General features: G+C 61.6%; 9 protein-coding genes. 6 read left to right on the top strand and 3 right to left on the bottom strand.

Annotated elements, in window-relative coordinates; all coding sequences use genetic code 11:
* Positions 1–167: 167 nt before the first annotated feature.
* The 6 genes from AB8B33_RS24380 to AB8B33_RS24355 all read left to right on the top strand — a co-directional run bounded on the left by AB8B33_RS24380 (position 168) and on the right by AB8B33_RS24355 (position 8,020).
* Positions 168–1,355, top strand: a complete 1,188-nt coding sequence (locus AB8B33_RS24380; protein WP_113324425.1) for an efflux RND transporter periplasmic adaptor subunit — start codon at positions 168–170, stop codon at positions 1,353–1,355.
* A 3-nt stretch (positions 1,356–1,358) separates the two neighbouring features.
* Entirely contained in the window at positions 1,359–4,475 is a 3,117-nt protein-coding gene (locus AB8B33_RS24375) for an efflux RND transporter permease subunit (RefSeq protein WP_439017314.1), read from the top strand.
* A gap of 31 nt (positions 4,476–4,506) precedes the next feature.
* A complete protein-coding gene (locus tag AB8B33_RS24370) occupies positions 4,507–5,757 on the top strand; it encodes an oxalate decarboxylase family bicupin (RefSeq protein ID WP_439017312.1) in 1,251 nt (416 codons plus the stop codon).
* Between the two features lie 232 nt (positions 5,758–5,989).
* Entirely contained in the window at positions 5,990–6,529 is a 540-nt protein-coding gene (locus AB8B33_RS24365; protein WP_439017311.1) for a sigma-70 family RNA polymerase sigma factor, read from the top strand.
* The gene (locus tag AB8B33_RS24360; RefSeq protein WP_439017310.1) at positions 6,516–7,283 is read left to right on the top strand and encodes an anti-sigma factor family protein; all 768 of its coding nucleotides are present in this window, start codon (positions 6,516–6,518) and stop codon (positions 7,281–7,283) included. The genes AB8B33_RS24365 and AB8B33_RS24360 overlap by 14 nt, the downstream gene beginning before the upstream one ends.
* A 20-nt stretch (positions 7,284–7,303) precedes the next feature.
* Positions 7,304–8,020, top strand: a complete 717-nt coding sequence (locus tag AB8B33_RS24355) for a Bax inhibitor-1/YccA family protein (RefSeq protein WP_113185105.1) — start codon at positions 7,304–7,306, stop codon at positions 8,018–8,020.
* Positions 8,021–8,161: 141 nt separating this feature from the next.
* On the opposite strand, the gene AB8B33_RS24350 is transcribed toward AB8B33_RS24355, so the two are convergent.
* The 3 genes from AB8B33_RS24350 to repA form a co-directional block, all read right to left on the bottom strand.
* Positions 8,162–9,289: an RHE_PE00001 family protein gene (locus AB8B33_RS24350; protein ID WP_439017309.1), complete on the bottom strand. Its 1,128-nt coding sequence runs from the start codon at positions 9,287–9,289 to the stop codon at positions 8,162–8,164.
* Between the two features lie 196 nt (positions 9,290–9,485).
* Positions 9,486–10,475 (bottom strand): plasmid partitioning protein RepB, encoded by a 990-nt coding sequence (gene repB / locus AB8B33_RS24345; protein WP_439017308.1) that lies wholly within the window; start codon positions 10,473–10,475, stop codon positions 9,486–9,488.
* A partial coding sequence (gene repA, locus AB8B33_RS24340; RefSeq protein ID WP_439017307.1) for a plasmid partitioning protein RepA occupies positions 10,472–11,638 on the bottom strand: 1,167 nt, incomplete at its 5' end. The genes repA and repB, both read right to left, overlap by 4 nt.

Below are 11,638 nucleotides of genomic sequence, written 5' to 3'. Positions count from 1 at the left end.
ATTGAATTGATCCGGCAGGACACAGAAGCGCCGGTCGGCCTGCCGATAATCGGCAGCCTGACCCCTGGTTTTGGCACCAGCCCGTCAATTCAGGAGACAGATACGGAGGCCGCCCAATGCCGGCGGCCGTTGCAGCATAATTCAACCTTTAGTCTATGGAGCCGGCAGTGACATCCATCCGTACCGTGATTGAACCCCGTCGTCGCCGCAAACCGGCGATCCTCGCTGCTGCCGCCATTCTCGCCATTGCGGGCGGTTCGGCCGCAGCCTTCTGGTTTGCAGGAACCGAGCCGACCATTGCCGCACCGGAGCCCGGCACGCCGGCAGTGCCGGTCGAGGTCGCGACCCCAGCCGTTACCGACGTGCCTGTCTATCTCGACGGCCTTGGCACGGTGCAGGCGAACTATACGGTCAATATCACGACGCGGGTCGACGGAGAGCTCCAGAGCGTGATGTTTAACGAGGGGCAGGCCGTCAAGAAGGGCGATGTGCTCGCCATCATCGACCCGCGCCCCTTCCAGGCAGCCGACGATCAGGCTGCCGCCAAGATCAAGCAGGACCAGGCCGATCTCGCCAACGCCCAATATCTGCTCGGCAAGGACCAGAAACTGGGCCAGCAGCAGATCGTCACGCAGGAAACCGTCGAGCAGCAGCAAAGCATGGTGGCAAGTGCACAGGCACAACTTGCGCAGGATCAGGCCGCCAAGGAGGCTGCTGACGTGTCGCTCTCTTATACCGAGATCCGCTCACCGATCGACGGCCGCACGGGTATCCGTCGGGTCGATCCCGGCAACGAAGTCCAGACGACCGATACGACACCGATCGTCACCATCACCCAGACACAGCCGATCACGGTTGTCTCAACACTGCGCGAAGACGATCTCGATGCAGTGCGCGACGCGCTGAAGGCCGGCCCGGTCGAGGTGACGGCGATGTCGATGGACCAGTCGCAGCAGCTTGCGTCAGGCACGCTCTCGCTCATCGACAACGAAATCGATCAGGCAAGCGGCACGATCCGCATCAAATCGATTTTTGAGAACAAGGATGATGCGCTCTGGCCCGGTCAATTCGTGACGCTGAGGGTCAAGCAGCAGACGCTCCAGAAGGCCGTGACCATTCCTTCCGCAGCGCTTGAGCGGGGAGAGGACGGCTTCTTCGTCTACGTTATCGATGCCACCGGCACGGCTGCCGTGCGCAAGGTCACCCCCGGGCCGATCGAGAGCGGCCACGCCGTCATCGAAAAGGGCCTTTCCGGCAACGAACAGGTCGTCACGTCGGGCCAGTATCGGCTGGATGTCGGCACTCATGTCAGCATTCAACAGGCGGCCGCTACGCAAGCCGCCAGCAAGGAGTAGGCCATGTCGATCTCCTCCTGGTTCATCGAGCGGCCGATCGCCGCCTCGCTAATGATGGCAGGCCTCTTCGGCATCGGTATCGTCGCCTACCCTCTGCTGCCGGTTGCACCCCTGCCGCAAGTCGATTTTCCGACAATCCAGGTCTCGACACAGCTCCCCGGCGCCGATCCGAAGACGATGGCATCGGCGGTAACGCAGCCGCTGGAACGGCAGTTCGGGCAGATCCCCGGCGTCACCCAGATGACCTCGACGAGTACGCTCGGCTCGAGCGCGATCACTCTGCAATTCGATCTGTCGCGCGACGTCGATAGCGCCGCCCAGGACGTGCAGACCGCAATCAACGCAGCCGGCGGGCAATTGCCGACGGACCTGCCTTCGCCGCCAACCTATCGCAAGGTCAATCCCGCCGATCCGCCGGTCATGGTTCTTGCGCTCACTTCGGATGCCCTGCCGCTGACGCAAGTCGACGATTTTGCCGAAAGCGTGCTCGCGCAGCATGTCAGCCAGATCGACGGCGTTTCGCAGGTTCTGATCTTCGGCCAGCAGAAGCCGGCCGTACGGCTGCAGATCGATCCCGGCAAGATCGCCGAGATGGGACTTTCGCTTGAGGATATCCGCAGCGCCGTGACCGGCATCACCAGCAACTCACCGAAAGGCAGTGTGCAGGGTGGAGAGCACACCTACACGATCTATGACAATGACCAGCTCCTGAAGGCCGCCCCCTGGAACGATTCGATCGTCGCTTATCGCGACGGCGCCCCGGTCCGCATCAGCGATATCGGCCAGGCGATCGACGGACCGGAGAACGATCAGCTGGCGGCCTGGGCTGATGGCAAGAGGGCGATCCTCCTGCCGATCTTCAAGCTCCCGGGCGCCAACATCATCGATACGGTCGGTGCGATCCGCGCTGCCCTGCCGCAGCTGCAAGCGATCGCACCGGCCGCCATCCACCTCTCCATCCTCAGCGACCGGACGACCACGATCCGCGCCTCGGTGGCGGATGTCGAAACGACGCTTGTCATCACCATCGCCCTTGTGGTCATGGTGATCTTCATCTTCCTGCGCAATGTCTGGGTGACGGTGATCCCGAGCGTCACCGTGCCGCTGGCGCTCCTGGCCACATTGGCGCTGATGTATGTCGCTGGCTTCAGCCTCGATAATCTCTCGCTGATGGGCTTGAGTATCGCCGTCGGTTTCGTCGTCGACGATGCGATCGTGATGGTCGAGAACATCCATCGCCATATGGAGATGGACAAAACGCCGAAACAGGCGGCAATCGACGGCGCGCGCGAAATCGGCTTCACCATCATTTCGATCAGTATCTCGCTCGTCGCCGTCTTCATTCCGCTGCTCCTGATGGGCGGCATTGTCGGCCGGCTATTCCGGGAGTTCGCAATCACCGTGACGATGACGATCGTCGTCTCGGCAATCGTCTCGCTGACCATCACACCGATGATGAGCTCACGCTTCCTGAAGCCGGAAAAAGACGCTCGCCACGGCAGGCTGTACAATATGAGCGAGAAGGCGTTCGACGGGCTTCTTGCCGCCTATCGCTACACGCTCGATATTGCGCTGCGCCATCACCGGCTGACCATGACGGTCTTCATCGCTTCGCTCGCGGCAACCGGCTTCCTGTTCGTCAATATTCCCAAGGGCTTCTTCCCAATCCAGGACACCGGCCTGATCACCGGTACACTCGAAGCCGCGCAGGATATTTCCTTTGCCGAAATGTCGCGCCACCAGCTCGAAGCAGGCAATATCGTTGCCAGCGATCCCGGAGTTGCGACCGTCGGCATGGCCGTCGGCAGCGGAGCGGGCCAGACCGTCAATAACGGCCGCATGTTCATCACGCTGAAGCCTGAAGACCAGCGCGATGCCTCGGCAAGCGAAATCATCAACCGGCTTCGTCCGAAACTCGCGCAGATGCAGGGTGCAGAACTCTTCTTGCAGCCAGCGCAGGATATCAATGTCGGCGGACGGGCCTCGGCCACGCAGTTCCAATATACGCTGCAGGACGGTGATGCCGGAGAACTCGACGACTGGGCAGCCAAGCTGCTCGCCACATTCAAGACGCTGCCGGAACTGACCGATGTCGCCACCGACCAGCAGAATAGCGGCGCCACCGTGACGCTTACGATCGACCGTGACCAGGCATCGCGCTTCGGCATTGCGCCGCAAACGATCGACGATACGCTTAACGATGCTTTCGGCCAGCGCCAGGTCACCCAGTATTTCACCGACCTGAACAGCTACCATGTGGTTCTCGAGCTTGCGCCGCAGTTCCAGAAGTCGCCGCTGGCGATCAACGGTCTCTATATCAAATCGCCGCTGACCGGCGAGCAGGTTCCCTTGAGCCAGCTCGTCAAGCAGACGACGGAGCCGACGGCCGTGCTTGCCGTCAACCACCAGAGCCAGTTTCCGGCCGTTACACTCTCCTTCAACCTTGCAAAGGGGACCGCGCTCAGCCAGGCGGTTGCCGCGATCAGCAAGGCTGAGGCCGATCTCGGCAAGCCGGCAACCGTCATCGGCACGTTCCAGGGCAATGCTCAGGCCTATCAGAGCTCGCTCTCAAGCGAACCGCTGCTGGTGCTTGCAGCGATTGCCGTGATCTATCTGATCCTCGGCGTACTCTACGAGAGCTATTTCCACCCGCTGACGATCCTGTCGACGCTCCCCTCCGCGGGCCTCGGTGCTCTCGCCATGCTCTGGGCCTTCGGCTTCGACTTTACAGTGATCGCGCTGATCGGCGTGATCCTGCTGATCGGCATCGTCAAGAAGAACGGCATCATGATCGTCGACTTCGCCATCGCCGCCCAGCGCGAGCAGGGACTGTCGCCGGACGACGCAATCCGTCAGGCCTGTCTCCTGCGCTTCCGCCCGATCATCATGACGACAGCGGCGGCACTTCTTGCCGGCCTGCCGCTGATGCTCGGCCACGGCACCGGCTCGGAACTGCGCCAGCCACTCGGCTACGCCATGGTCGGCGGTCTGCTCATCAGCCAGGTGATGACGCTCTACACCACCCCGGTCGTTTACCTCTACCTGGAAAAGCTGAGCGAATTCGTCAGCCGAAAACGACCCGCCATCGCCATCGCCCGCGCAGACGCCCCGGCGGAATAACCCTCCCAATCGACACGAAAGGATTAAAACAATGGAACCTCTTTCTAGACGTACGGTCCTTGCCCTCGGAGCGATGGGCGGAACGGCACTTGCGGCGGGTGCTGCGCGCGCGGCGAGTTTCGGCAATCCCGACCAGCCGGCCGAGGGCGCGATCAACGCCAATCCAGCCGGCCTTTCCGATCCCGGCCCGAAGAACCCTGCCATCAACGACCAGTTTCCCTCGTTCGGCAGTCCGCCGGCAACCGATGTCGGCGACATGCAGCTCTTCTGGGGCTCGTTCAACAATGCGCCCAAGCGCATCCAGAACGGCGGCTGGGCACGGCAGGTGACGAAGGCCGATTTTGCAATTTCCGAAGCGGTCTCCGGCGTCAACATGCGCCTTGGCCCCGGCGGCATCCGCGAGATGCACTGGCACCGGGCCTCCGAATGGGCGATCATGACCAATGGCCGCTGCCGGGTGACCGTGCTTGATCCGCAGGGCCGCGCCTATGTGCAGGACGTCGAGGCAGGCGATCTCTGGTATTTTCCAGCCGGTTTCCCGCATTCACTGCAGGGCCTTGGGCCCGAGGGCTGCGAATTCGTCCTCGTCTTCGACGAGGGCGACCAGTCCGAATACGGCACGCTGCTCCTGACCGACTGGCTGGCACATACGTCGCCCGAACTGCTTGCCAAGAACTTCGGCGTACCGCAGGACACTTTCAAGAACATCCCATTGCAGGATCTCTGGATCTTCCAGGGCAAGGAGCCGGGTCCGCTTTCGGCCGACCAGGAAGCCGTTGCTTCTGCTGGCCTGCCGCCCTACCCTTTCACCTACCGGCTGACGGCATCGGCACCGCTGAAGCAGAATACGTCGGGCACGATCCAGCTTGCCGACAGCAGCATCTTCAAGGTCTCCAAGACGATCGCTGCGGCGATCGAGACGATCAAGCCGGGTGGCGTGCGTGAAATGCACTGGCATCCGAATGCCGACGAATGGCAGTACTGGATCAAGGGCGAAGGCCGCATGACGGTGTTCGATGCCGGCCCGCGCAGCCAGACCGCCGATTTCCGACCAGGCGATATCGGCTATGTCAAGCGCAGCCAGGGCCACATCATCGAGAATACCGGCAAGACCGATCTGCAATTCGTCGCCGTCTTCAAGGTCGCCGAATATCAGGAAGTCGGGCTCTCCTCGTGGCTCACGCATACACCGGCCGCCCTCGTTGCCCAACATCTCAATGTCAGCGTCCAGGACATTGCGAAATTCCCTTCCGACCAGCCGGGGATCATGCCCGAGGGCTGAGCCCCGGGTATCATGCCCCAGGGCTGACCCCCGGGTATCATGCCCCAGGGCTGACCCCGGGGTATCTGCCCAAGGGTTACTTCCTTGCATTGAGGCTGCGAGATACCACCTCCGCCGTGGCAAAGGGCGGAGGTTTTTGGCGTTTGCCGAAAACCGCACTCCCTTGCCGGCCGATATAAAAAAATCTGCATCGCTTCGGAATAAAATCTGCGAAGCTTTCGTATACTCAATCATGGAACGGAAAGAACGCCCCTTCGATGTCATCGGTCAGCTCGCAGCGCTTCGTCGCTACGCGCGCTCGCTGGTGCGCAATTCGGACGAGGCGGAGGATCTTGTGCATGATGCCCTGGTTCGGGCCTTCGAGAAGCGCAAGAGCTTCCGCAGCGGCGGAAACCTGCGCACCTGGCTGCTTTCCATTCTGCACAATGCGCATATCGACCGCGTGCGGCAGACCCGCTCGCTAACGCGCCGCCATGACGAGGCGGCGGTCGAGGCGGAGCAGTCGCTGCCGGCCGGACAGGAGCATGCGGTGCGCCTGCAGCAAGTGCGCAACGCCTTTTTCAATTTGCCGGAAGAGCAGCGTGAAGCGCTGCATCTCGTGGCGATCGAGGATCTGTCCTATCAGGAAGCAGCCAATGCGCTCGGCATTCCTGTCGGCACGCTGATGTCGCGTATTTCTCGCGCCCGCGCCCAGTTGCGCGAGTTCGAAGAGAAGATGCCGCGCATTGCGCATCTGAAATTAGTTGGAGGGAACGGCAATGAAGGCGATTGATCCAATCATCGATGCCGATCTCGACGCCTATGTAGACGGCGAGCTCGATGTTGCACGGCGTATCCAGGTGGAATCCTATCTGTCGGAGAATCCGGCGATCGCCGCCAAGGTCATGGCCGATCTCAGCATGAAGGGCGAGTTGCGCCTGGCGCTGGCAGGCGAAAGCGCCTTTGGCCGCCCCGAAACGCGCGATGCCGCCCGAAAGCTGGAACGCGGTCTTTCCTATGGTCGCATCCTGCATTCGGTGCAGCGCATCGCTGCTGTCGGTGTTCTGCTTGCCGCCGGCTGGGTGGCGCATAATTCCTTCGGCGCCTTTACGGCAACGGAGGTTTCGGCTTCTGTTCCGGCCCCGCCCTATGTCGAGGATGCGGTGCGCGCCTATCGCACGGCAGCGCTTCGTGAAACCATCCCGTCGCAGACGGCGCCGGCCTATAGCGCCGAGGAAATCCGCGCTGCGACCGCAATCGTGATGCCCGAGCTGCCAAAGGGCTGGAAGGTTGCCGATGTGCAAATCTTCCCGTCGGATTTTGGCCCGAGCGTCGAAATGGCGATCGAGGAGACCGACGGCAAGCGCCTGTCGCTCTTCGCGGTGCGGCCGGGCGCCTTCGAGGTGAAGCCGGTCAGCCATGTTGCCCTTGAAAAGACAGAGGCCGCCTACTGGCAGATCGGCGACGTCGCTTATGCGCTGATCGCCGACAACAGCGGCACCAATCTCGATCAGGCAGCCGAACGGCTTGCCCGCTCGCTCTACTAGTTCAACCGAGGAGATCAGTCATGAACCCGATCAATCCCCGCTATGGTTACGGCTCCGGCGCCCAAACACAGACCCTTTTCGACGAAGGTCTGCGCCAGCACATGCTGCGCGTCTACAACTACATGGCGCTCGGCCTCGTCATAACCGGTATCGTTGCGTTCATCGTCGGCTCGACGCCGGCGCTCTACGTGCCGATTTTCCAGACCCCGCTCAAGTGGGTGGTGATGCTGGCCCCGCTCGCCTTCGTGTTCTTCTTCTCGTTCCGCATCCAGTCGATGTCGTCAAGCACCGCACAGATGACGTTCTGGGCCTTCTGCGCCGTGATGGGCCTGTCGCTCGCCTCCGTCTTCCTGGTCTTCACCAAGACGAGCATCGCGCAGACCTTTTTCATCACAGCTGCCATGTTCGGCGCAATAAGCCTCTATGGCTACACGACGAAGCGTGACCTTTCGAAGATGGGTTCGTTCCTGATGATGGGCCTGTTCGGCATCATCATCGCCGGTATCGTCAACATCTTCCTGGGTTCGTCGGCCCTCCAATTCGCCATCTCGGTGATCGGCATCGTCGTCTTCGTCGGCCTGACCGCCTACGACACGCAGAGCATCAAGGAACAGTATTCGGAAAACTACGATCAGGAATCGAACCAGAAGCTGGCCGTCTTCGGCGCGCTCTCGCTCTACCTGAACTTCGTCAACATCTTCCAGCTTCTGCTCAACTTCACGGGCGAGCGGGAATAAGGACTGCGCTTCTGGGGGCAATGGAAGCGCAGAGCGCCCGGTTCGAAATCTGTGACAGGATGGCGGATCGGGTGCTCACCCTAAAGAAACGGCCGGGCTTGACGCCCGGCCGTTTTCGTTTGTGGCAACGGCCCGTGGGTTTCAGATGATACCCCAGGCCCGGTAGCGGCCGCGACCGGTGATCTCGCGAATGCCGATCTCGTTGATCAGGTTCAGCGCGCCACGTTGCGTGACGCCAAGCTCACGGGCGATCATGGCGGCCGACACCATCGGCCGCGACAGAATGAAATCGGCAAGCTGCGGCAGGCTGCTATTGGAGCGTCGGCCGCGAAAGCGCAGCTCCATCTGCGTGCGCGCCAGCGACAGGCGATCGATCTCCTTGAGACCGGTGATCGCACTCTCCCGCATCGCATCGAGAAAGGCCTGCAGGCGTGTGACCCGGTCACGCGAGCGGCGGCGCTCATGACGGATCTGCTTCAGCCCTGTGTGAAAAGAAAAGAGATGCGAGGCGACCTTGCCTCTGAGACGCAGGCTGCTGGCAATCAGCACGCCACCCAGCCAATGTTGGCGACGCAGCGGCTCGATCCGTTCCCAGGCGTCGAAGAGGATGGCGGCGGCCAGGCTGGGCGGCAGCTCCTCGACGAGCGGGATCAGACCACGCCATTCCCGAAGCCGTTCCTCCTCGTTCCATTCGTCGTCACCGAACAGGCCGAGCGGATCGTCATCGCGCTGCGAGGGCGCGGCCCCCTCCGGCTCTTCCGCAACAGGCTTTCCGGCATGACGGTCGAGAAGTTGTTGCGAGCGGGCGAGCAGCGCATCGAGCGCGGCGATTTCGGCGGCAAGCGGCGCCTCATCGTCCTCATCATCAGGCTCGCTCCCAGGCTCCGCACTTCCCGCGTCTGGCAGCCTCTCCTGCCCTTCCAATGTGCTGGCAGTCAAAACACTAAGACCTGCTGGGCTTAGCGCCCAGCCGGGATCGGCCGTCTCGATGCGCCTGCGGGTACGCAGCACGGAATGGGCAATCGTCAGTTCATGGCTTGGCGCGCGGCTATCCATATGCGCATCGTGCAAAACGAGGTCCTCGATATGCACAAGCTCGCCCGCCACCCACAGGGCGCCTGCCGCATCGAGATAATGGCTGCGCTCGGCAAAGCCCTGCCCTACCGGCGAGCGCGCTACCCGCTCATCAAGCCGTGCCAAGCCATCTTCCGCCCCGGCAATGGCTGGAAGCAGCGTTTGGAGCATTGCGGAGTCGATATCGTATCGCATTGTTAGGCTTGGTGGATTCTCACAAAGGGAAGCGAAACCCGCGTTTCCTTCCGTCAGTTATCTCATGGCGCAAAGACACGGACAATGGCGCGATCCCCGCGCCCCGGAAGTTTCCACCGGGTTTTCGGATGGGACCATTTACGAGCGTTGATGAATTGCGCGCACAGGGCAAACGGCTCACCCCGTCCATCCTGCCTCAATCGGCTTTCCCCGCCTTATAGGCGTCATAGAGCTCATCGAGGCGACCAGAGAGATAGGCGCCGAAATCCGGCGCGTCACCGGTCTTCAGGGCGATGGTGAAGGATGTGCCGGAACTCTTGATGCGGCCGGCGATCTTGCCGCCGCTGGCAGGCTTCCAGTCATATTCCGTGCCCTCGGGCTTTGTCCCTTCCTTCTTCGAAAGCTCGGCGATCACCAGCTCGAAGCGGCGGTCACTCTCGACGGCGTTAAAGGTGGAAGAGCCAATCAGCTTGGTCAGACGTGATGCCGCGGCTTCGGTCCAGTCTTGGGCAAGCGCCATCCAGCGTCTGCGGCCGATACCGGGGGCGGCTCCGACAGCCTGGATGATATCGGCGGGAATAGCCCTTGCCACGGAGATGAGTTTTGACAGTTCCGTCTTGTCGGTCGAGAGCGCCTTCATGATAACAGGGCGATCGAACTTCTTCAGTTCAAGATTGAGCGCGAACACGGCGCGCTCGATATAGGACAGATTGCGGCGCGCAGAGTTTTCGATGCCTTGCGCAATGACGAGATCTGTATCGTCGAGCTTGCGGATGACCGCCTGCACCTTGCGGCCGAGCAGCTTGACGGCCTGGAGGCGGCGATGGCCATAGGCGACCTGGTAGCGCCCGTCGTGATGCGGATTGCGCCGCACCAGGATCGGCACTTCCTGGCCGTTCTCGGCGATCGACTGCACGAGTTCGTCTTCGAGATCGAGCGGCTCATCAGCGAGGCGATCGCGGATGAAGGACGAATCGATCAGCTCAGGGTCGAGTTCGACGATATGTTCGCCTGACAGCAGGGCCTCCTCCATCGCCCTGCTCTCTTCCTCCATGCGGCCGAGTGTCAGGGCCATGGTGCGCACCGGACCGGCTGCACCGCGCGCAGCGGTTTCCTCGAAGTTGGCCGCGGCCAACTCCTGCGCCGTGTCGGTGAACAATCCCTTCAGTCGATCTCGTCTGCTCATGTGCGGCCCCATGCTTTATGGATGCTGGTAATAATTTCGCCGTTGGCGGCGTTAACCGATTCCAGTGCCCGGTCATAGGTGGAGCGGCGAACCTGCCCCTTCTCAATTTCATAGAGCGTCTGCTTGGTCAGGCCCGCATCGGCAATTGCCGTCGATTTCAGGATGGTCGCTGTCAGCACATCATCCCCGAAGAGACTGCGCAAGAGTGCCACGATCTGCGACTGCGGCGCGTCAAAAGGCTCATGGCGGGTGACGACATATTTGATGAAATCATGCTGCAGGTCGCCGCCGGCCTTGCGCACCACCGACAAGAGGTCGGACGTCATCAACAGGAATTGCGACATGGAGGCGACATCAACCATCTGCGGATGGATGGTGATGAGAAGCGACGTGGCGGCGCAGACGGCGCCGAGCGTGAGATAGCCGAGCTGTGGCGGGCAGTCGATGACGACGATATCGTAATCCGCCTCAACCTCGGCGATTGCATTGCCGACGCGCCGAAAGAATAGCTCCTCCGGCTTCTGGCGATCATTCAAGGCACGCGGCGTTTCATGCTCGAACTCCATCAGTTCGAGATTGCCCGGGACCATATCGAGACCGTCGAAATAGGTCTTGCGGACAATATCCTTCAACGGGCGCCGTTGCGCATCGTAGCGGATCGCACCATAGAGCGTGTCGCCGTCGCCGAGATCGAATTCCGGCTGAACGCCGAGCAGGGAGGAAAGCGAGGCCTGCGGATCGAGATCGATCGCCAGAACACGATAGCCTTCCAGCGCCAGATGCTGTGCCAGATAAAGCGTCGTCGTCGTCTTGGCCGAACCGCCCTTGAAATTGGTGATCGCAATCGTCTGCAGCTTTTCGCTGTCGCGCCGCCGGGGCAGGTAGGAGAGCGCATCTTTCGGCTTGATCTTCGCCATATGTTGGCGCAACTCGTTGATTTGGCCGAGCGTGTAGGAGCGACGACCATTCTGCGAGACGTCTGGCTGCGGACCCTTACCGTCCAAGGAAAGCTGGCGAAGATAGCCATCGGAGACGCCGATCATCTGCGCCGCCTCACCCGAGGTGAATGTCCGGAGCGTCTTTTGCGAAAGCGGCGGGAAGAGCCTTTCTCGCAGCAGCTTCAGCTGGCGTGAAAGCTGCGTGGCGTGCCGTTCGATGCGAAC

It is taken from the genome of Rhizobium sp. 768_B6_N1_8 (genome assembly GCF_051811225.1).
GTDB lineage: Bacteria > Pseudomonadota > Alphaproteobacteria > Rhizobiales > Rhizobiaceae > Rhizobium.
This window is presented reverse-complemented; position numbering and strand designations above follow the sequence as displayed.

Coding starts and splice junctions, on each gene's coding strand:
- repB (WP_439017308.1), bottom strand. CDS start 10,475: ATGAGCAGACGAGATCGACTGAAGGGATTGTTCACCGACACGGCGCAG.
- AB8B33_RS24365 (WP_439017311.1), top strand. CDS start 5,990: ATGGAACGGAAAGAACGCCCCTTCGATGTCATCGGTCAGCTCGCAGCG.
- AB8B33_RS24355 (WP_113185105.1), top strand. CDS start 7,304: ATGAACCCGATCAATCCCCGCTATGGTTACGGCTCCGGCGCCCAAACA.
- AB8B33_RS24370 (WP_439017312.1), top strand. CDS start 4,507: ATGGAACCTCTTTCTAGACGTACGGTCCTTGCCCTCGGAGCGATGGGC.
- AB8B33_RS24360 (WP_439017310.1), top strand. CDS start 6,516: ATGAAGGCGATTGATCCAATCATCGATGCCGATCTCGACGCCTATGTA.
- AB8B33_RS24375 (WP_439017314.1), top strand. CDS start 1,359: ATGTCGATCTCCTCCTGGTTCATCGAGCGGCCGATCGCCGCCTCGCTA.
- AB8B33_RS24350 (WP_439017309.1), bottom strand. CDS start 9,289: ATGCGATACGATATCGACTCCGCAATGCTCCAAACGCTGCTTCCAGCC.